Origin of the sequence: Pseudomonas sp. B22129 (assembly GCF_044218875.1) — a bacterium.
GTDB lineage: Bacteria > Pseudomonadota > Gammaproteobacteria > Pseudomonadales > Pseudomonadaceae > Aquipseudomonas.
The window spans coordinates 4,879,911-4,899,737 of sequence record NZ_CP162592.1 but is presented as its reverse complement, the minus strand read 5'-3'; the positions used below and the strand labels follow the sequence as shown (position 1 = coordinate 4,899,737).

The window sequence follows — 19,827 nt, the reverse complement described above, 5'->3', positions numbered from 1 at the left end:
TGACCTGTTAGGGTTGATAAGGGCCGCTGTGCTGTCCAACATGGCTTAAGCGCGTGTTAAAGGGAACTGGAAAATGAAGATTCGGCGGTCTCTTGTAAGAAGGATGAATCTCATGGAAGCGGCGGGCCGTGGGCGCTTTCATCCTGATGCGGAAGAAGGGCAGGTCGTATTTTCCACCGACCTGGAAGATGGACAGTTGGACATCTATATCGACGGGTTTGCCGTTGGAGGAAGAGAACCACTGTCCAGGATTCTCTTTGTTGATGTTTTCAGTGTCACCAGCCACTTGAATGCGCCGTTGTTTTCGCAGGCGGGTCGCTCAGGCAAGCTGGATTTTTACCTGCCTTTGGAGGTGAGGTTTGAATCATCCAATGTGCCGCTGTCTGTGCCGTTTCTGGCTTACTCCAATGTGTTGAATATTTTGGTGGGGCTTAGAGAGGACTGGGTAAGCCAGGTCTCCCGCGAGGGTTAGCGGGGGCTCAAGACATGGGGGACAAGAGGGCTGGCCCGCGCCCTTTTCAAGGACCGCCTCTATGCTCACCGCATATCCTGCACCGACAGCCCGAACCGGCGCCTGAACCGCATCGAAAACCTCGACAACGCCCGATACCCGCAGGCATCCGCAATCTGCGAGACCCCAAGGTGGGTCGTCTGCAACAACATCATCGCGTGGTGCATACGGATCTCCGTCAGCAATGTGCTGAAACTGACCCCTTCACCCGCCAGCCGGCGACGCAGCGTGGCTTCACTGACCGCCAACTCGCGACCCGCAAGTGCGGCCGTCCAGGGGTGCTCGGGCGTCTTGGCCAATAGTTGGGTCAAGCGCTCTGCCAGGCCTGCCGGAGAGGGGCGCGGGTAGACAACGCCGCGTTCGTGCAAGGCCAGGAGCAAGCCCAGCGCGCGGTGGGTCTGCTGCAACGCCGAGACGTCAGGTGACTCGATACCGCGAATACAGAATTGCAAGGAGTCATTGAGCTCGTCATCCAGCGCAGCTTGCTTGCAGGTTTCGACGGCAGATGAAGAGGTTGGCAGGTGGCCGTAGCGCTGATGGAACTCAGTGACCAGCGCCGAAGAAAACGTCAGGAACAACGCAGTGTAGGGCGCACCGTCAAGGGCGGGCGCCTTGTGCACGTTGACCTGTGTGTTTTTTGCCACGGCCATGAGGCTGCAGGCGTCCGCCAACGCCCAGCGCCCGGCAGCATTTTCCACCAACAGCGTGCCGCAGGTCACCAGCAGCAACGTGGCGTCGAAGAATCGAAAGTCCCGCGCCTGATGCCCGCGCGTCAACTGCGGCCGGGCAAGGCTGCACATGCCTTGAGGTTGCAGCCGCGCGCCCGATGGCAGCAACCATTGGGCGGGCAGTTCGGTGAGCGGTTTAGTCAACGTTGAGCAGCTCTTCGGGGGCCAGGGTATACGTGCCGACCAGGCTGGCCTGGGCAAGAACATGGCCTTGCAGCGCGGCCAGCACGGCGGCGCCATTGAGCGCACCTTGTACCTCCAGGCGCGCAACGTCCAGTGCATACAGTGTGAAAATATAGTGGTGCAGGCGCTCATCGTTCCACGGTGGGCAAGGACCGTCGTAGCCAAAGTAGTCGCCGGCCATCTGTGGGTCGCCCGCGAACCAGGCGCTGTAGTCATTCAGGCCATGGCGCAGGCCGCCGACCGTGTGCGGGCCGCTTTTGCCATGGGCGGTGATGCTCGCGCTGTGGCTGCCGGCGCTGATTTCACGGGCACCGGCGGGAATATCGAGCAGCAACCAGTGGTAAAAGTCCACACGGGGCAGGTCGAAGGCCACGCGCTTGCCTTCCTGATTCACGTCATCACCCACACTGGGCACATCCGGGTCGTGGCACACCACTACAAATGACTGCGTACCCGCCGGCACATCGGCCCAGGCCAGATGGGGGTTGCGGTTGCTGGAGAGCGCGTAGTGATTGGCCGCATCGGGGACGGCGAAGGCGTATTCGCCAGGGATGGGGCTGTTGTCGGCGAAGGCAGTGCTGCTCAGTTTCATGGTCGAGCCCGGCGTGATAAGTGAGGGCTCATTCTAGGCAGGCGGCCTGTTCGCGTTTTGACCCAGCCGATCAAATAGCCTGCCGATTCGCTCATTTATACGGGTCGAGGGGGTTGGCCATTGGTTTGATGGGGAGCGCGCAGGTTTATTCAGAGGCTATCGGGGTCGCCAAAAAACATCTGAATCCGCGACCGCAACCAACGCTCCCCCGGATCATTGTCCTGCGAACCGCGCCAGGCCATGTGCAGTTCAAACGAGCGCACCGGCAACGGCGGGTCTTCAGCACGCAAACCACCTGCAGATGTCAGTGCGTCCGCCGCATAGTCCGGCACGGTGGCCAGAATGTCGGTGCCGGCGAGCAATGTGCCGAGGCCGTTGAACTGCGGCACAGCCAGTACGACATGGCGTTTGCGGTCGAGCTTTTCCAGCTCCTCATCAATAAACCCGCTCAGGTCACCCGCGAAGGACACCAGGGCATGTGGGCGTGCGCAGAAATCATCCAGGCTCAAGGAGCCCGGCACACTGTCGGCACGCAACAGTTTCGGCAGGCTGCGGCGCAGTACCTTGCGTTTGGCGTTGGCCGGCAGGTCGGCGGTGTAGCTGACGCCGATGGAGATTTCTCCAGAAGCCAGCAAGCCCGGCATCAGGATGTAGTTGACGCGGCGTACCACCAGCACGATGCCGGGCGCTTCAGCGCGCAGGCGTTTGAGCAGTTGCGGCAGCAGGGCGAATTCGACGTCGTCGGACAGGCCGATACGGAACACCGCGGTGCTGGTTGCCGGGTCGAACTCGGCGGCGCGGCTGACGGCGGTGGAAATCGAGTCCAGGGCCGGGGAGAGCAGGGCGAAGATTTCCACCGCACGCGCAGACGGCTCCATGCTGCGCCCGGTGCGGACGAACAGCGGGTCATCAAACAGCCCGCGCAGGCGTGACAGGGCCGCGCTGATGGCCGGCTGGCCGAGGAATAGCTTCTCGGCGGCGCGGGTCACACTGCGCTCATGCATCAAGGTTTCGAATACGATCAAGAGGTTAAGGTCGACACGACGCAGGTCGTTACGGTTCATCTTGTGTCCTGGAAGAGTCAGCAAACTTGACGAGAGCGGCCACGTAGAATCGATGACCAGCATGAATCTTACGGGGAAAGGCTGGTACTCTGCACAAGATAATTGAGTTTTCCTACGACACTTGAGGTCTGTTCCTCAGTTGCGGAATCAATGACAGGCATGTCGACTATTAACGGCGACCGGTGGTCTTACCCGGAAAGCCCAGATAGAGTTCATGGCATTAGAGGTTACTTTGACGAGGTTTGCGATGTCCCGCACGATTCGTTTTCACAAGTTTGGTCCGGCCGAGGTGCTCAAGTGCGAAGAGCATGCAGCCGCGCAGCCTGCACCGGGCGAAGTGCAGGTGCGTGTCGATGCGATTGGCATCAGCTGGTACGACATTTTGTGGCGCCAGAACCTGGCGTCTTCCCATGCACGCTTGCCGTCCGGCCTTGGCCATGAGATGGCGGGGGTGGTTGTCGCCCTTGGCGACGGCGTGGATGATTTGGCCGTGGGCGATAAAGTGGCCAGTTTTCCGGCCGAGAGCCCCAATGATTATCCGGTGTATGGCGAGCAGATCGTCCTGCCCCGTTCGGCCCTGACCCGGTATCCGGATGTCTTGAGCCCGATTGAAGCCAGTGTGCACTACACACCGTTGCTGATTGCTTACTTTGCCTACGTTGACCTGGCCAGGGTCAAACCCGGCCAGTTTGCACTGGTTACCGACGCCAGCCACTGCGCAGGGCCATCCTTTGTGCAATTGGGCAAAGCCCTTGGCGCGCGGGTGATTGCTGCAACCAAAGACAGCGCCGAACGTGAATACCTGCTGTCGCTGGGGGCGGAAAAAGTCATTGTCACGGAAGAGCAGGACTTGCTGATGCAGATCAACAAGTTCACCGATAACCGTGGGGTTGACGTGGTATTCGATGGCTTGGGCGGCCCGCAGATGTCGCTGCTCGGTGATGTATTGGCGCCCCGTGGCAGCCTGGTGCTCTACGGTTTGCAGGGCGGCAACCAGACGCCGTTCCCGGCCTGTGCAGCGTTCCAGAAGAACATTCAGTTCTTTGTGCACTGCATCGGTAACTTTACCGGTAAACCGGAACTGGGCATCATCCAGGATCAGGTTGCATTGCAGCGCGCCTTGCGTGATATCAATCAACTGACGGCCGACCGTGTGCTCATACCGCTGAAAACCACGGTGTTTCCGTTCAATCAATTCGTGGAAGCGCACCGGTATATGGATGAATGCCCGTGTCGTGAGCGTGTTGCGTTGCAGGTTGAAGCTGTTTGACGTGTAGGAATATTCGTAAACGAGTATTCCAAACCCTGGGCAAATGGGGCGAATGCGCCATTTGACAGGGCTTAAGCTGCAGGCTGCTTGGCGTTCGCCGGCGCTGTTTCGGCCAGTAAAAAGTACCTTTCCCCTTGGCGCCGCCCTGAATTTCAGTGCGGCGTTTTCGTGTGTGCATCATCCATAGACCGCCTGACGTTTATCTGAACTGGTTTTTGGCCAACTTCTGTGTCTGTTAATCAGGATTTCTGTCCCGATAATTGTGACTTCACTTTCATCTCAAGGATTGAGCAATGATTGACTCTCTAACACCGTTGCCGGTTTCTTCAGGCGCTTTTAATGCTGCATTCGTATGCGCACGAGAAAGCAGATACGTTCAGAAGAAGTTTCAAACAATAAAAAGGCAAATGCCAAAGCTTGGCGATTTTGTTTGTCGGAGCGATCTTTGAGATTAGAGTTAAAGCACCGTAGGAAGTTGTCGGAACCTTCCTAGGCGCTGGCGCTGCAATAGCCTTGCGCCTGGAGCGGAGCACGCCGCATCAGGGGCGGCGCAGTCCGTAGCCCGTGTCGGATTGTTGCGAAGTGCTAGTGTCTAAATTATTGGCGCACTGTGGCGCAGCGACATTCTTACCGGCGCAATATAACGAGCAAATACTGTCAGCAGTTGCTTGAAACTGATATTACAACTCAGGTAGTCGAATGATGAGCGCTATTCACGAACAAGCGATGAATTATGTTTACCAGCAAGTTCTGCAACGCTTGGTTGGTTATTTCAACCGTGCAGAGCGCACGGCCCTTCAATTATTGATCCAGCGTATTGTCGTGGCTGCCGGCGGCATGGAGCAGGTGGGCGATTACAAAATACTGGTGGCACATGGCGGCGGAGAAGTCAGCAGCTACACGCTGGCGATGTTGCGTGCAGCCCAATTGACCATCGCAGGGCGGGCGCCCAGGACGTTCCAGTTGCGGGTCGCTACGTTGCGCCACACCGGTATGACCCAGGCTACCCTCGACATGCTCCATCGTGGTTACGGCCGGCTCTTCTTTCACGACGATCCCCGGGTTGAATTACTGATGGTGGAAAACAATGAAGTGCTGCCCTTCAATCACCAGCGCCCGGCATCCGCCGCCGGGCGCGAGACCAGCCAGCGCAACATGTTGATGGTGGGCCATCTGGCATCGGGGGATATTCGCGCAACACTGTGCAATGACACTTACCTGAGCCTGGGTGATTTCTTCCAGCGTGTCACCGCCTGGAACGGCGGGGTGCACGCGGTGGTCAGTGGCGATTCTGTGCGTAAGCAAAGCCAGCTTCTCGCCTGGCTGAAAAGGACTGCTCAAGCGACAGGCGTGGAACTGCCGACAGCCAAGCTTTCATCGCTTAACGGGTTGTTCGCACGCATGTGCCATTGGAGCGACGAAATCAAGCAGGACCTGTACGGCGAGCATTTTGCGCCCAAGACCGACGTCAGCCCGGGCTCACACCGCCACCTGGCCTATATCGGAATCGCCGACCTGCTGGAGGGGGATGACCGCGCACGTGCGTCATTACTCACCGAATTCATGGTGCATGCCCCCGACCCGCTGGGTTTTCATTTGAGCCAACCCGACTTCGCCATTGTGCCGCTGACGGCGCACCTGCGAGGCCTGCAGGCCGAATGCCTGCGGGATCTGGAGTATGAAGCGGGCGTTGAAGAGCTCTTCATGCAGGCGCAAACGTACCTGCGTCATCTTCAGGCTCCGCCAACGTTGTTGACCCAGGCAGTCAGTCGTGAAGGGCGCGCATTGTCAGCCAATTATGCCCAGCAGTTCTTCGGGCTGGATGAGGGGCAGCTCATTTGCCTCTTGTTTTCACCTTTCATCCATCACGGTCAACGGCTTGAAGGCTACCTGCGCCAGTGCCACCCGGGCATGCTGGTCGCTCTGCCTGAACTGCATAAAGTGTTGCAGGGCAAGCCTGCCGCCGAGATGCTGCAGCAGTGGCTCAACGACGCCAGCGGCTTGCCACTGCCCCTGCTGCAACACCTGTATCACAAACGCCCGCTTGCCCACGCCCCCTTCAATAGCCGGCGTAATCGTCCTGGCGGGCGGCCCATGGCCGCTGTTGAAATGGTCTGCCAGCCGTCTGGGCGATGATGCCGCGGGGTGCGCGCCAGGCAGGCTTTGCCTACCAGACGGTCTATCGCTACATGATCAACCTGATTAACGAAGTGGGTACTGACAGCCGAGTCAAGCTGCCGTCCTTGCGCCAGCTATCCCTGCGCCTGAATGTGTCCATTTCCACGATCCAGTATGCGTACTCGCTCCTTGAGAAAGAGGGGCGGGTGTATTCGGTAGCGAAGTCAGGTTATTACGCGTGGCCGCTTGCCCTGAACGCCTCGGCATGCCCGGGTGGGGATTTGCTCGAACGCCTTTATGTGGCGTCCCGGCGCCCGGGCATGGTGGTGCTGAGCGGGGACGAGCCGACGTTGCTGGCATCACTGGACGGTACGCTGTTGCGATTGGAGCGTGAATTGGTACGCCAGTATCCGCGTCAAACGCAGCCAGGGTCTCAGCCCTGCGGCGTCTGGGAGCTGCGGGCAGCGCTGGCGGCGCGCTATACCTCGTCGCCGACGCACTGCTGGCATGCCGATGACGTCTATATCGGCGCCGACCTGCATGGCGTCCTGGATATTCTCATTGACGTGCTGGGCCTCAAGGGGACTACGGTGGTGGTCGAGTCGCCCTGCGATTGGCTGATACTGCGGTTGTTGCAGGATGCCGGTGTGCACATCATTGAGTGGGGGTGGGCGCCGGATGGCAGTGTGGACTTGTCGGCGCTCGAAAGGACGCTGCGCGAGATGCCGGTGCGTCTGGTGTTGCTGTCATCCGCGGTGAGTCAGCCGTCAGGTGTTGCCATGTCGGCGCGTGACCGTATGGAAGTGACGCATTTACTTAACCTGCACGGCTGCTGGTTGCTGGAAAACGATACCTGTGGCGAGCTGAGTTTCATGTCGCCCCATACCTTGTTACGTGACCTGATGAACCCTGAGCGCGTAGTTGTATTTTCGTCGTTCGAGAAAGTGCTCGGCCCGGAAGCGCCCTATGGTTATGTAGTGTCCCGGCACTTGAACAACGAATTGCAGCGTCAGTTTCTGCTGCGTTCATTCCGTTTGTCAGCCATTCGCCAGCGGGCGATAGCGCGCCTGTATCACAGCGGGCGTATCGACCGGCACCTGCGCGCCTTGCGCCAGTTGCTCCAGGAACAGGCAACGCAAATGAGCCAGTGCCTGGAGCGCTACGTGGGCGCGCAGGTCACTTACCGAATGCCTGCCGGTGGTGCGACTTTCTGGCTGGGCGCTGTTCATGAGGTGGATATGCACGAGGTGTTCCAGTATTTGCTGGCACGCCAGATCGTCGTGGCACCGGGTGAGTTGTTCAGTGTCAGCGGCCTGCACGGCCAGCACTTGCGTATTGGCGATCCATTCCTGGGTCAGCCTGATCTGGAGATTGCCCTGGCGACCTTGAGCGAAGCGCTGCACCAGGCGCAGATAGTCTGAGTGTATGAAATTTCTCCATGCAATGTGGGATCGATACCGTCGCGCAACAGTCCAACTCTCAGTAAACTGTCGTTTTTTCCAAACCCTTCTTTTCGAGGTTTATGCATGACAATCAGTCCTTTTGCGGGCAAGCCAGCGCCAGCCCAGTTGCTGGTGGATATCCCGCGACTGGTCACGGCCTATTACACCGGCCAGCCTGATGCAGCAATCTCCACCCAGCGCGTGGCCTTTGGGACTTCCGGGCACCGTGGCAGCTCGTTCGAGCTGAGCTTCAACGAATGGCATGTGCTTGCCATCAGCCAAGCGATTTGCCTGTACCGTGAAGCCCAAGGCATCAACGGCCCATTATTCGTTGGCCTGGACACCCATGCGTTGTCGACGCCGGCCGGTGCCAGCGCCCTGGAAGTGCTGGCGGCCAATGGTGTACACGTCATGCTGGCCGAAGGCGACGAGTACACGCCGACCCCGGCGATTTCCCACGCCATCATTTGCTACAACCGTGGTCGCACCAGCGGCCTGGCGGACGGCATCGTGATCACGCCGTCCCACAACCCGCCTCAAAGCGGTGGCTACAAATACAACCCGCCAAACGGCGGCCCGGCCGACACCCACGTGACCAAGTGGATCGAAGCCAAAGCCAACGAACTGCTGGCCAACAAGCTGGCCGGCGTCAAGCGCGTGACCCACGCCCAGGCGCTCAAGGCTGACACGACCCACCGCCATGATTACCTCAACAGCTACGTGGCCGACCTGGTCAACGTGATCGACATGGACGCCATCCGCAGCGCTGGCTTGCGCCTGGGCGTCGACCCGCTGGGCGGAGCAGGGGTGCGCTACTGGTCGGCGATCGCCGAGCATTACCGCTTGAACCTGGACGTGGTGAATACCGAGGTCGATTCAACCTTCCGCTTCATGAGCGTGGACTGGGACGGCCAGATCCGCATGGACCCGTCTTCCAGCTACGCCATGCAGGGCCTCATCGGCCTCAAGGAGCGTTTCGACGTCGCCTTCGCCTGCGACCCGGACCACGATCGCCACGGCATCGTCACCCCGTCCGGCGGCCTGCTGGCGCCGAACAACTACCTGGCGGTGTCCATCGATTACCTGTTCCAGAACCGTCCTGACTGGCGCGCCGATGCGGCCGTGGGCAAAACCGTGGTCAGCAGTGGGCTGATCGACCGCGTCGCCGCGCGTATCGGGCGTCGTCTGTACGAAGTGCCAGTAGGCTTCAAGTGGTTCGCCGATGGCCTGTTTGAAGGTTCGCTGGGCTTTGGCGGTGAAGAAAGCGCCGGGGCTTCGTTCCTGCGCAAAGACGGCAGCGTGTGGAGCACTGACAAGGACGGCCTGATCCCGGCCTTGCTCGCCGCCGAAATGACCTCGCGCAAGGGCCAGGACCCAAGCCAGATTTACCGTGGCCTGACCGACGCTTTGGGCGAACCGTTCGCGATTCGTGTCGACGCCAAAGCCACGCCTGCGCAGAAAGCGCTGCTGGGCAAGCTGTCTCCGGAGCAAGTCACCAACACCCAACTGGCCGGCGAAAGCATTCAGCAGATCCTCAGCCATGCGCCGGGCAACAACCAGGCGATTGGCGGCTTGAAGGTGATGACTGAAAACGGCTGGTTCGCGGCACGGCCATCGGGCACCGAAGACATCTACAAGATCTACGCCGAGAGCTTTATTGGCGAAGATCACCTCAAGCAATTGGTGGAAGAGGCGCAGGTGCTGGTCGACGGCGCCATCTCTCAATAACGCCGCAAAACAAAGTGTGGGAGCGGGCTTGCTCGCGAATGCAGTGGTTCAGTCAGCCTATTCAGTGACTGGCAGTACGCATTCGCGAGCAAGCCCGCTCCCACATTGGGATAGCGTCAGGCCAGGTCGACCAAGACAATTTCGCTGTCCTCAATCGCCGTCACCCGCAACACCTGCTCATCCTCAACTGCCACACCGTCTCGAGCTTGCGCACGCAAGCCATTGACCTCGATCACCCCCGTCGCGGGTACCAGATACGCGCGGCGCCCGCTGTCCAGCCGATACTCGGCACTTTCCCCGGCTTTCAGGTTGGCCGCCACCAGGCGCGCATCGGCTCGAATGCGCAGGCTTTCGCTGTCGCCGGCCTTGCCGCTGGCCAGCGTCACAAAGCCCTCTCGCTCACCTTTCGGGAACGGCTTGGCACCCCAGGAAGGCGGCAAACCGGCTTCATTCGGGATAATCCAGATCTGGAAGATCTTGGTCGGCGTGGCTTCCAGGTTGTATTCGCTGTGGGCAATTCCGGTGCCCGCGCTCATCACCTGTACATCACCAGCCTCGGTACGGCCTTTGTTGCCCAGGTTATCGGCATGGCTGATAGCTCCTTCGCGCACGTAGGTGATGATTTCCATATCGCGGTGCGGGTGCTGTGGAAAGCCGGTGCCGGGGGCGATGATGTCGTCATTCCATACCCGCAGGTTGCCCCAGTGCAGGCGCTTGGGGTCGTGGTACTCGGCGAAGGAAAAATGATGATGGGCGTCAAGCCAGCCGTGGTGGGCGCCGCCCAGGGTGTTGAAAGGTCGAAGTTCAAGCATGATCGTCTCCTGTGGATGGAGCCATGATCCAGCAGTGGATGATCGATAAAAAGCGCAAAACCTGCCGTATTCTTATCCATTATTTCGATTGATAAGTGGCGCTTTGACTTTCACTTCATCGCCTAACTGTATGATGTGAAAGTAATTGGCTGGAACTCAGCGCCGATTCCGGCGACCATGGCGCATTCGCCAAAACCATCCTCATCGCTGGAGTCCGCGTGCCGCAACAAAAGCCTGATCTGCCCCCCGAACTGCTTCCCCTGGCAGAAATGCCGCTGTTGAAACGCTTGGCTGCCCGTTTGTTTGGTCACGGCTTGACCCGTTTGCGTGCGCAGCACAGGTTTTCCTGGTTGCACGGGCAGGCCGACGGTTTTCGCAGTGGCCACGAAGCGGGCGTGGAGTATGGCTATCGTGAGGGCAAGGCGGACGGTATCGAGGAAGGCCGACAAGTGTTGCTGATTCGCGACTTCCGCCCCGACGAGCACCGCGCGCCGGGCGTGGATGACAGCCTGTTCGACGACTGGCGCCTGCCGCTGACCAGCGACATGAAAAAACGCATGAAGGCTGACGTGGCGCGTTTGCTGCCGGCACAGGCACAGCCGAGCGCCGCGCAATGGAAGATGATCTTCAGCGACACCCCCTCGACCTCAGTGATTGCCGGTGCCGGCGCGGGCAAGTCCACCTCGCTGGTGCTACGAATCCTGCTGCTGACCCATTACCTGGGTTTCGAACTCAGCTCGATGACGGTGGTGACCTTCACCCGTGAGTCGCGCAAGGATTTCATCAACAAGCTCATGGAGATTCTCGGCCTGTGGGGCCAACCCCTTGGAATCAAAGAAGCCCAGGCCGTGGTGCGCACCTTTCACTCGCGCATTCTGCCGATGGTCCGCAGCCTGCCAGGCTTTGAACGATTGCAGGCCTTTGAAAACCTCAGCAGCGGGTTCGAAGACGCCGACAGCAACCCGTTTGACCTGCGCATCAGTGATGCCCAGCGCCAGCAGATGAACGCCTGCTATCACCGCTTGCATGCCCGCCATGAGCGGTTCCGTGAATTGATCGTGCCGTTGGCGCGCCATGGCCTGCAGCTCAAGGAGCTGGAGCGCGACCATCCGGATGTGCAAAAACGCATTGCGGTGACTGAACTGGCGGCCAAGCGCGACGAAGAACTCTGCGATGTGATCGAGGACCTGTGGTTTCGCGCCGGCGCCTGGCCGATCAAGGGCATTGAGCCGAGCCGCCAGACCTTCGAGATCAATGGCGCGCAGTTCCATTGCCACGGCTATATCCCGGAGCTGGACGCCTGGGTGGTGCTGGGTTTCGATCCGCGGGAAAACGCGCAAATCAGCCGTCCCAATTCAAAGCTGTCGGTACGTGCAGAGTGGGCGGTAAAGCGCACCTTGTTTCAAGCTTTCTGTCGTAAACCATTGATATGGATAGATAGTTACGAATCATCAAAGCGCCTTTTGAGCAGCCTGGCTGGCGATGCAGCAGCCGGGCCCGGCTTTGATTACAAGGTCAAGGGCGAGCTCGCGTCGGCGCCGTTGCTGGACAGTTTCGTCACGGCTGCGGGCTTTATCGAAAACCTCGGGCTGGATGTGCCCACCGCCGTGGGCCAGATGACGTTCGCCAAGGATGACCCGGACCGCTTCTTCTTTGAAGCCCTGAGCATTTTCTGGAAAGCCCTGGAAGACCACCTGCTCGACCAGTCGCCACCGGTCATGACTTACAACCGTATGTTCTCGTTGTTCGGCGAAAACACCCCGGAAAACCTCAAGTTGCTCAGCGACCCTTTGCTGCGGCCGATGTCGCACCTGATGATCGACGAATTCCAGGACGTGTCGCCGCAGATTGTCTCGTGGATTCGCGCCAGCCTTCGCGAAATCCGCAGCCGTGGCCCGGCCATGCATGTGGGCCGCGGTGCACAGCGCTCATCCTTGCTCTGTGTGGGGGATGATTGGCAGTCCATCTATGGCTGGCGCGGCAGTTCGCCCAAGTACTTTATGGCGTTCAACAAGGAGTTTGTGTCGCCGAGCACCACCCGCGTGATGCTGGCTGAGAATTACCGCAGCCATCAGCACATCATCGACGCTGCCGAGCATATCGTGCGTGCTGCGCCTGCGATCCCCGGCAAAAAAGCCAAGGCCAGTGGTGAACCCAAGGCATTGGTGCCAGTGGCGGTGCTCGAGCGTGATGAGTCGGCGCTGGGTCGTAGGCTGCTTGAGCATTATCAGAAAGGCCAGACGGTGTTAATGCTTTATCGAAAAAGTAGCGATAAGTTATTGATTCAGGAGCATATTCAATCCGTAGTTAATGCAGATTCTAGCTTGCCGCCAGCGTCTCGCCGGCTGAAGCAACTGACGTATCACAGCGCCAAGGGCTTGCAAGCGGACGCGGTTTTTCTGCTTGGGGATTGCCAACACGTCACCAGCTCGCCTTACAAGAACCAGGTCTATCGTATGGCCGGCCTGGGCAATGACGGCGACAGCGAGCCGTATGACACCGCGCAAAAAGACGAGGTGCTGCGTCTCGCCTATGTCGGTATTACCCGGGCCGTAAGCCACTGCTATTGGTATGTGGAAAAGCCGGAGGGTCAGGGCGTGAATGTGCCCCGGGCGTCGGAGCGGGTTGACGGGAAAAAAGCGTTTTTTGATGATCAGCGCCGCTAGAACCCAAACGCTTTGCCTGTGTGGGCACAGGCTTTTGTGGGAGCTGGCTTGCCTGCGATGGCATCACTGAGGTGAAGCGGATACACCGAGGTGCCTGTATCGCAGGCAAGCCAGCTCCCACAAAAAGCGGTGTTTCCCTGGGAGTTGCGGGGCGCTCAGGCCCGCAACGACAGCGGCGGCACAAAGCTTTCCAATTCATCCTCAACCGCCTCGATGATCCGCTCCACATCGGCGGCGTTCATCACCGTCGCGCAGGGGATACCGGCGATGGCGATCAACGTCTCCCCGCTGGCACGGTCAAACAGACGGGCGATCATGCTGCCGGGGGCATCCATGCTCCCCTCGAAGCCCATCGGATGAAAATGCCAGCGCATCAGCTGGCAAGCGTTGGGGAACGTCACTTTGTTCATGTTGCCCACCTGTTTCATTGAGCGCTTCCTTTAGCTCGCGGCAGGGCCATGACCTTCACTGGTCTTGGCATCGAAGAAAGTCAAAATAGCATCCGTTCGCAAGCCCAAGGTGAGTTTTTTCATTCCGTTCGGCAGTTCTTTTCCGATAACTTGATGTGAGTCATGCCCTGTTAAAAGTTAGGCAAAAGGCCATTAGTCAGAAGTCCCGATTGGCCATTGAAGGTGCCGGTAAAATTCGGCAATCTCAGCCGTTTATCCGTCTCAGAGTCTTACATGCCAGACATCGCCCCGGCCGATGATTGCCAACACTCCCAAGCCACCGGCGAGCTGGTCTTGCGTCATCACCTGTGCTGGCGCCATCGCGACCTGGACGGCGTGATGTCCTATTACCACCCCGATATCCAGTATCACGATTTCTTCCAGAACCGTGTGGTGGGTTACGCCGAGCTGCGCGAGTACCTGCAAGCCAGCATGCCCCGGGGCGCCGACGAGGCGATCGAACACACAGACCGCATTCGCGCCGACGGTGATACCGCCTTTATCCAGTACCGCATCACCTTGCGCGGCGGCCAGGGGCTGGTGTCGTTTCGCACCAGCGAAGCCATCACTGTGCGCGACGGGCTGATCTGGCGTGTCAACGAATATGCCTCGCTGGTGCATGAGCAGCCGGCCCAGGCGACGCGCCCTACGGTCAGCCGCCTGGGCCTGTCGCCCCAGCAATTGGGGCATATGGCCAATGATCTGCAGCAGTATTTCCAGCTCAAGCAACCTTACCTCGACCCGGAGCTGGACCTGCAGCGGGTGGCCAAGGAGTGTGGCTACAGCCGCAACCAGATTTCCTATCTGTTGAACCAGGTGTTGGGGCAGAGCTTCTATCGCTACGTCAACCAGGCCCGGCTCCAGCATTTGCTCGCCGCACTGGACAAGGCGTTGCCGCCGATCAAAGTCGACGACCTGGCCTTCGCCGCCGGCTTCAATTCCCTGTCTGCATTCTATAGCGCGTTCCGCCAGCACACGGGCCAGTCGCCCAAGGCCTACGTCAAACAAATTTCCCTGCGTGCACGCGCGCAAGACAGCCGCTGACGGCGCGCACTAGGATCCAGCCTATCGAAATCGGGTTGGGAGCTTGGCATGCCGGCATGGCGCAACATCAGTTTATGGATGGACCAGTTGGACGACCCGCTGCTGGCGCGGCCGGCCTTGGAACATGACGTGGACGTCAACGTGGCCATTGTCGGTGCGGGTTACACCGGTTTGTGGACGGCGTATTACCTGAAGCGCCAGGCACCCGAGCTGAAAATCGCGATCATCGAGGCACAGACTGCCGGCTTCGGTGCCTCCGGGCGTAACGGCGGCTGGCTGATGGGCAACCTGCTGGGCGAAGACCGTTTGCTGGCCGGGCTCAACCCCGAGCAGCGCCGGGCCTCATATGACCTGTTACATGGCATTCCCGATGAAGTCGCCCAAGTGCTGGCCCGTGAAGGCATCGAATGCGACTACCGCAAAGGCGGTGCCCTGTATTGCGCCGCGCGTTACCCCGAGCAGGAAGGCAGCCTGCGCCGCTACCTGGACAAACTTCACGCCCAGGGCCTCACCGAAGACGATTATCGCTGGCTGAGCCCGCAACAGTTGGCTGAGCAGATCCGCATCGCCAGGCCTTATGGCGGTATCTATGCACCCCATGTCGCAACCATCAACCCGGCCAAGTTGGTGCGGGGGCTGGCGCGGGTGGTGGAGAGCATGGGTGTCGCGATCTACGAAAACAGCCCGGTCACCCGTTGGCAATCCGGCAGCCTGCGCACGGCCAAAGCCAGCGTTCGCGCCGCCTGGGTGGTGCCTGCCGTCGAAGGCTACGCCACTACGCTGCCGCCGTTGGGCCGTTATCAGTTGCCGGTACAAAGTCTGATCGTCGCCACTGAACCGCTGCCCGCAAGCACCTGGGATGAAATCGGCCTGAGCCATGGCCAGGCTTTTGGTGAAAGCAGCCGGCAGGTCACCTACGGCCAGCGTTCGGCAGACAACCGCCTGGTGTTCGGCGCTCGCGGCGGGTATCAGTTCGCTGGCCGATTGCGCCATGACTTTGATCTGACCGCCAGCGAAGTAGAACTGCGCCGCTACCTGTTCGGCGAACTCTTCCCACAACTCAAGAAGGTCAGGATTACCCATTCCTGGGGCGGCAATCTCGGCATGTCGCGCAATTTCCGGCCGCACATGCTGTGTGACCACAAGACCGGCATCGCGTTGTCCGGTGGCTATGGCGGGGAGGGCGTGGGTGCCACCAACCTGGGCGGCCGCACCCTGGCCGACTTGATCCTCGGCCTCGACACTCCGTTGACCACCCAACCCTGGGTCATCCGTGAACGCGGCCTGGACGCGCTCAAGGCCTGGGAACCCGAGCCGTGCCGCTGGCTGGGCTATAACGCGATCATTCGCAGCTTTGTCCATGAAGACCAGGTGTTGGCAGACCCCAACACCGCCCCTTGGCGCCGCAAGCTGGCGACCGGCGTGGCCGGGTTCATGGAAGGTTTCATGCATTGACTTGTTTCACTCACACGGGAAAACCCATGAGCATCACTCAATTCAAAGACACGCTGAACGCCCACCTGCCGGACTCGTCACCCGTGGCCGTGCCCCTCGGTGAGCCGGTCGCCGTTGCATCGACCTTGAGTGTCGAGCGCACTGACGGTGTTGAAACCGGTATCTGGGAATGCACCCCGGGCCGCTGGCGCCGGCAAATCAAATCCCAGGAGTTCTGCCACTTTATCCAGGGCCGCTGCACCTTCACCCCCGACACCGGTGAAGTGGTTCACATAGAAGCCGGCGATGCACTGATGTTGCCGGCCAACAGCACCGGTATCTGGGATATCCAGGAAACCGTGCGCAAAACCTACGTACTGATTCTGTAACGCTTTGATCCTTGATCGCCTGCCATAAAAACAGCCCTAAAACCGCCAGGAAATCGAACCATGAAAGCCATTGCCCTGTTGCCCTTGATGTTGGTGGCCTCTATCAGCCAGGCCGCCGAGACGGTGAAGATCTACAACTGGTCGGACTACATCGCGCCGGACACCACCAAGAACTTCCAGAAAGAAACCGGCATCGGTTTCACTTACGACGTGTACGACAGCAACGAAACCCTGGACGGCAAGTTGATGACCGGCAAATCCGGTTACGACGTGGTGTTTCCGTCCAACCACTTCATGGCCCGGCAGATTCAGGGCGGCGCCTTGAAGAAGCTCGACAAGAGCCAGTTGCCCAACTGGAAGAACCTCAACCCGGTGCTGCTCAAGGCCCTGGAAAACAACGACCCGGGCAATGCACACGGTTTCCCTTACCTGTGGGGCAGTACCGGCATCGGCTACAACATTGACAAGGTCAAGGCCGTATTGGGCGACAACGCGCCGGTGGATTCCTGGGACCTGATCTTCAAGCCCGAGAACATGGCCAAGTTGCAGAAATGCGGCGTGGCGATCCTCGATAACGGCCCGGAGCTGCTGCCCGCCGCGCTCAACTACCTGGGCCTGCCGCACCACAGCAAAAAGGCTGAGGACTACAAGAAAGCCGAAGACCTGCTGATGAAAGTGCGGCCGTATGTGGCCTACTTTCACTCCTCCAAATACACCGCTGACCTGGCCAATGGCGACATCTGCGTGGCCGTCGGTTTCTCCGGCGATATCCTGCAGGCCGAAAGCCGTGCCAAGGAAGCCAAGAATGGTGTGAACATCGGCTACAACATTCCCAAGGAAGGTGCCGCGATCTGGTTCGACATGGTGGCCATGCCCGCCGATGCCCCGGATGAAAAAGCCGGCTACGCGTTCATGAACTACCTGCTGCGCCCGGAAGTGATGGCGAGCATCACCAACTACGTGCACTACGCCAATGGCAACAGCGCCGCAGACAGCCTGGTAGACCCGGCGATCAAGGCGGACACCAAGGTGTATCCGAGCCCGGAGATGATGGGCAAGCTGTTCGCGCTGGAAGCCATGCCGCTGAACATCGACCGGATTCGTACGCGGGTGTGGAACACCATTCGGACCGGGCGCTGAAAAAAATGTGGGAGCTGGCTTGCCGGCGATAGCGGTATGCCAGCTGGCCTGTGTGGTGGCTGATACACCGCTATCGCGGGCGAGCCCGCTCCCACAGGGGACAGCATCAACCCACGAATCACGGGTTTTGCAGATCATGCCCCAACGACTGGATAAACAGCGAAAACAGCTCCGGCTGTGACGAAATATCCAGCTTGGCGTACAGATGTCGCCGGTGCACCTTCACGGTGTCCGGCGAGATCTTCAAGCGCTCGGCCATGGCCTTGGAGGAGAACCCGCGCAGCACCAGGCGGGCGACTTCCAGTTCGCGCTCCGAGAGCACGCCGCAGCCGAATTGGCTCAGCGCGTCGCGTATCTGGCTGCTCATGGCCGGAACCTGTTGGGTACGCTGCTGCCAATGCAGTTGCATCAACGGCAGCACCCACGCCGCCAGCAGGGTCATCAAGCCGGTTTCTTCAACGCTGAACCGGCGTTGCATGCCCAGTGACAATGACAAGGTTCCCGCACCCGGCAATTGCAGAATGAATTGCACCTCGTCTTCCAGCACGTTGTCGTGGAAGTAGCTGAGGAAGTAATCACTGTGCCGGAAATGGTCCGGGGCGACTTCCTCCAGGCGGTACAGGCCGCTGGCGTACCCCTCGCGGCAGGCCTGGTAAAAGGGGTCGAGCACATACAGGCCATCGAGGTACACCGGCATCGACGCCGGTTTACTGCCGGGCTGCGCGTCATACTCCTCAAGGGGCAGAGGTTGGCCGTCCAGGGGATAGAAAATCGCCAGGGCATTATCGAAAGGCAGGCATTGGTTCAGCAACAGCACCAGTTGCTTCCAGAACCGCTCAGTGCCGATATGCGCAACAGTGCGGCCCAGGCCTGCGTGCATGCCGACCTCTTTGAACAGGCTCATGTAACAGGCTCCTACCTTCAAAAGACCGGCCAAGGGTTCGGCTTTTACCCGCTATCGTCAAGGGGAGTACGCCAATAGGGGCATTGGCTGTTCAGCGCCCGGGCAGTAACGTCGCCTCATTTGAGCGACCTTCGAGGAGTGGTTATGCGCGCCAGGCAATGGGGTATCACGTTGGGGCTGGGGACGCCCGGTGAATTGAATGCCATCACCGACGTTCCGGGTGTCCGGGTCGGCCACAGCACGCTCAAGGCGTGCGTCGACGGCAAGCAGGTGCGTACCGGGGTTACCTTGATTCAGCCGCGCGAGGGCGAGGCGCGGCAGCAACCGTGCTTCGCCGGGTATCACGTGCTCAATGGCAACGGCGATGCCACCGGCCTTGAGTGGATAGGCGAGGCCGGGCTACTGACGACGCCCATTGCGATCACCAACACCCACAGCATCGGCATCGTGCGCGATACCCTGGTGGCCCTGGAGCGCGAGCGCCTGGCGGACCCGGCGGTGTATTGGTGCATGCCGGTGGTCATGGAAACCTACGACGGTACGCTCAACGACATCTGGGGCCAGCACGTAAAACCCGAGCATGTGCGCCAGGCGCTGGATGACGCCAAAGCCGGCCCGGTCGAGGAAGGTGCGGTGGGCGGCGGCACCGGCATGATCTGCCACGAGTTCAAGGGCGGCATCGGCACTTCATCACGCCGGCTGCCGGCGGAGCAGGGCGGCTGGACTGTCGGCGCGCTGGTGCAGGCCAACCATGGCAAGCGTCAGGAACTGCGCGTGGACGGTTACCCGGTCGGCCGCCAGTTGGCGGGCATTGCATCGCCTTTCGCTGCGCGGGGCACGCCAGGCATGGGCTCGATTGTGGTGATCATCGCGACCGACGCACCGTTGTTGCCGCACCAGTGCCGGCGCCTGGCGCAGCGCGCATCCATTGGCATCGCACGCACAGGCGGCGGTACCGAGGACTCCAGCGGTGACCTGTTCCTGGTATTCGCCACCGGCAATCGAGACTTGCCGCCCGCCGATTACGGGCGCAAGAACCTGCCGCTGAACAGCGCAGTGCAGATGGTCAACAACGACCACATTTCACCCTTGTTCAGTGCCGCAGCAGAGGCCGTGGAGGAGGCGATCATCAATGCGCTGCTGGCCGGGGAGGATATGACCACGGACGAGGGCATCAAGGTGCCAGGTTTGGCCGGCGAAACATTATTGGACGCACTGCACACATCAGGCTGGCGCGTGTCCCGGTAATAGGGGGCAACTCTAATTAATAGTTTAAGTAGTGGCTCTTTAATGTTGCCAATGACACCGTGACAATATATTGGATCCATTATTTAACAGTGCCGCCAGAGTTGG

The 19,827-nt window shown here is 59.9% G+C and carries 17 protein-coding genes; 11 read left to right on the top strand and 6 right to left on the bottom strand.

Translation table 11 applies throughout. The features are described 5' to 3' along the window. Positions 1-112: 112 nt before the first annotated feature. Positions 113-472 carry a hypothetical protein gene (locus AB4P94_RS22595; protein WP_395607542.1) on the top strand — a complete coding sequence of 120 codons (360 nt, stop codon included), beginning with the start codon at positions 113-115 and terminating at the stop codon, positions 470-472. A gap of 65 nt (positions 473-537) precedes the next feature. Here the strand turns inward: AB4P94_RS22595 and AB4P94_RS22590 are convergent, their stop codons facing one another. From AB4P94_RS22590 to AB4P94_RS22580, 3 genes are all read right to left on the bottom strand, one after another. Continuing rightward, a complete protein-coding gene (locus AB4P94_RS22590; protein ID WP_395607541.1) occupies positions 538-1,383 on the bottom strand; it encodes a helix-turn-helix domain-containing protein in 846 nt (281 codons plus the stop codon). Then, on the bottom strand, positions 1,376-2,014 hold the full coding sequence (locus tag AB4P94_RS22585) for a YbhB/YbcL family Raf kinase inhibitor-like protein (RefSeq protein WP_395607540.1): 639 nt from the start codon (positions 2,012-2,014) through the stop codon (positions 1,376-1,378). The genes AB4P94_RS22590 and AB4P94_RS22585 overlap by 8 nt, the downstream gene beginning before the upstream one ends. A 149-nt stretch (positions 2,015-2,163) precedes the next feature. Further along, on the bottom strand, positions 2,164-3,078 hold the full coding sequence (locus tag AB4P94_RS22580) for a LysR substrate-binding domain-containing protein (RefSeq protein WP_078742330.1): 915 nt from the start codon (positions 3,076-3,078) through the stop codon (positions 2,164-2,166). 247 nt (positions 3,079-3,325) lie between these two features. Here AB4P94_RS22580 and AB4P94_RS22575 point away from each other — a divergent pair, with 247 nt between their 5' ends. From AB4P94_RS22575 to pgm, 4 genes are all read left to right on the top strand, one after another. Then, on the top strand, positions 3,326-4,348 hold the full coding sequence (locus AB4P94_RS22575) for a zinc-dependent alcohol dehydrogenase family protein (RefSeq protein WP_395607539.1): 1,023 nt from the start codon (positions 3,326-3,328) through the stop codon (positions 4,346-4,348). 702 nt (positions 4,349-5,050) lie between these two features. Beyond that, positions 5,051-6,484, top strand: a complete 1,434-nt coding sequence (locus AB4P94_RS22570) for a hypothetical protein (protein ID WP_395607538.1) — start codon at positions 5,051-5,053, stop codon at positions 6,482-6,484. Continuing rightward, positions 6,481-7,887 carry a PLP-dependent aminotransferase family protein gene (locus AB4P94_RS22565; RefSeq protein ID WP_395607537.1) on the top strand — a complete coding sequence of 469 codons (1,407 nt, stop codon included), beginning with the start codon at positions 6,481-6,483 and terminating at the stop codon, positions 7,885-7,887. The genes AB4P94_RS22570 and AB4P94_RS22565 overlap by 4 nt, the downstream gene beginning before the upstream one ends. Before the next feature lie 105 nt (positions 7,888-7,992). Then, positions 7,993-9,636 (top strand): phosphoglucomutase (alpha-D-glucose-1,6-bisphosphate-dependent), encoded by a 1,644-nt coding sequence (gene pgm, locus AB4P94_RS22560; RefSeq protein WP_395607536.1) that lies wholly within the window; start codon positions 7,993-7,995, stop codon positions 9,634-9,636. A 116-nt stretch (positions 9,637-9,752) separates the two neighbouring features. Here pgm and AB4P94_RS22555 read toward each other — a convergent pair whose 3' ends face one another. Continuing rightward, positions 9,753-10,448 (bottom strand): pirin family protein, encoded by a 696-nt coding sequence (locus AB4P94_RS22555; RefSeq protein ID WP_395607535.1) that lies wholly within the window; start codon positions 10,446-10,448, stop codon positions 9,753-9,755. 218 nt (positions 10,449-10,666) lie between these two features. On the opposite strand from AB4P94_RS22555, the gene AB4P94_RS22550 reads away from it, so the two are divergent. Further along, positions 10,667-13,114, top strand: a complete 2,448-nt coding sequence (locus AB4P94_RS22550; protein ID WP_395607534.1) for a UvrD-helicase domain-containing protein — start codon at positions 10,667-10,669, stop codon at positions 13,112-13,114. Positions 13,115-13,269: 155 nt separating this feature from the next. Here AB4P94_RS22550 and AB4P94_RS22545 read toward each other — a convergent pair whose 3' ends face one another. Next, positions 13,270-13,542: a DUF1652 domain-containing protein gene (locus AB4P94_RS22545; protein ID WP_395607533.1), complete on the bottom strand. Its 273-nt coding sequence runs from the start codon at positions 13,540-13,542 to the stop codon at positions 13,270-13,272. Positions 13,543-13,797: 255 nt separating this feature from the next. On the opposite strand from AB4P94_RS22545, the gene AB4P94_RS22540 reads away from it, so the two are divergent. Genes AB4P94_RS22540 through AB4P94_RS22525 form a run of 4 tightly spaced genes read left to right on the top strand, consistent with a single transcriptional unit; the run spans position 13,798 to position 17,570 of the window. Further along, positions 13,798-14,607, top strand: a complete 810-nt coding sequence (locus AB4P94_RS22540; RefSeq protein WP_395607532.1) for a helix-turn-helix domain-containing protein — start codon at positions 13,798-13,800, stop codon at positions 14,605-14,607. 48 nt (positions 14,608-14,655) lie between these two features. Next, positions 14,656-16,062, top strand: coding sequence for an NAD(P)/FAD-dependent oxidoreductase (locus tag AB4P94_RS22535; RefSeq protein WP_395607531.1), 1,407 nt, complete (start codon positions 14,656-14,658; stop codon positions 16,060-16,062). Between the two features lie 26 nt (positions 16,063-16,088). After that, the gene (locus tag AB4P94_RS22530; RefSeq protein WP_395607530.1) at positions 16,089-16,430 is read left to right on the top strand and encodes a cupin domain-containing protein; all 342 of its coding nucleotides are present in this window, start codon (positions 16,089-16,091) and stop codon (positions 16,428-16,430) included. 60 nt (positions 16,431-16,490) lie between these two features. Further along, on the top strand, positions 16,491-17,570 hold the full coding sequence (locus tag AB4P94_RS22525; RefSeq protein WP_177018638.1) for a polyamine ABC transporter substrate-binding protein: 1,080 nt from the start codon (positions 16,491-16,493) through the stop codon (positions 17,568-17,570). A 118-nt stretch (positions 17,571-17,688) separates the two neighbouring features. Here the strand turns inward: AB4P94_RS22525 and AB4P94_RS22520 are convergent, their stop codons facing one another. After that, positions 17,689-18,474 (bottom strand): response regulator transcription factor, encoded by a 786-nt coding sequence (locus AB4P94_RS22520; RefSeq protein WP_395607529.1) that lies wholly within the window; start codon positions 18,472-18,474, stop codon positions 17,689-17,691. Positions 18,475-18,618: 144 nt separating this feature from the next. Between AB4P94_RS22520 and AB4P94_RS22515 the strand changes: the two genes are divergently transcribed. Beyond that, the gene (locus AB4P94_RS22515) at positions 18,619-19,722 is read left to right on the top strand and encodes a P1 family peptidase (protein ID WP_395607528.1); all 1,104 of its coding nucleotides are present in this window, start codon (positions 18,619-18,621) and stop codon (positions 19,720-19,722) included. Positions 19,723-19,827 lie beyond the last annotated feature (105 nt).

Coding starts and splice junctions, on each gene's coding strand:
- AB4P94_RS22535 (WP_395607531.1), top strand. CDS start 14,656: ATGCCGGCATGGCGCAACATCAGTTTATGGATGGACCAGTTGGACGAC.
- AB4P94_RS22545 (WP_395607533.1), bottom strand. CDS start 13,542: ATGAAACAGGTGGGCAACATGAACAAAGTGACGTTCCCCAACGCTTGC.
- pgm (WP_395607536.1), top strand. CDS start 7,993: ATGACAATCAGTCCTTTTGCGGGCAAGCCAGCGCCAGCCCAGTTGCTG.
- AB4P94_RS22515 (WP_395607528.1), top strand. CDS start 18,619: ATGCGCGCCAGGCAATGGGGTATCACGTTGGGGCTGGGGACGCCCGGT.
- AB4P94_RS22570 (WP_395607538.1), top strand. CDS start 5,051: ATGAGCGCTATTCACGAACAAGCGATGAATTATGTTTACCAGCAAGTT.
- AB4P94_RS22525 (WP_177018638.1), top strand. CDS start 16,491: ATGAAAGCCATTGCCCTGTTGCCCTTGATGTTGGTGGCCTCTATCAGC.
- AB4P94_RS22555 (WP_395607535.1), bottom strand. CDS start 10,448: ATGCTTGAACTTCGACCTTTCAACACCCTGGGCGGCGCCCACCACGGC.
- AB4P94_RS22540 (WP_395607532.1), top strand. CDS start 13,798: ATGCCAGACATCGCCCCGGCCGATGATTGCCAACACTCCCAAGCCACC.
- AB4P94_RS22575 (WP_395607539.1), top strand. CDS start 3,326: ATGTCCCGCACGATTCGTTTTCACAAGTTTGGTCCGGCCGAGGTGCTC.
- AB4P94_RS22520 (WP_395607529.1), bottom strand. CDS start 18,474: ATGAGCCTGTTCAAAGAGGTCGGCATGCACGCAGGCCTGGGCCGCACT.
- AB4P94_RS22565 (WP_395607537.1), top strand. CDS start 6,481: ATGATGCCGCGGGGTGCGCGCCAGGCAGGCTTTGCCTACCAGACGGTC.
- AB4P94_RS22595 (WP_395607542.1), top strand. CDS start 113: ATGGAAGCGGCGGGCCGTGGGCGCTTTCATCCTGATGCGGAAGAAGGG.
- AB4P94_RS22530 (WP_395607530.1), top strand. CDS start 16,089: ATGAGCATCACTCAATTCAAAGACACGCTGAACGCCCACCTGCCGGAC.
- AB4P94_RS22580 (WP_078742330.1), bottom strand. CDS start 3,078: ATGAACCGTAACGACCTGCGTCGTGTCGACCTTAACCTCTTGATCGTA.
- AB4P94_RS22585 (WP_395607540.1), bottom strand. CDS start 2,014: ATGAAACTGAGCAGCACTGCCTTCGCCGACAACAGCCCCATCCCTGGC.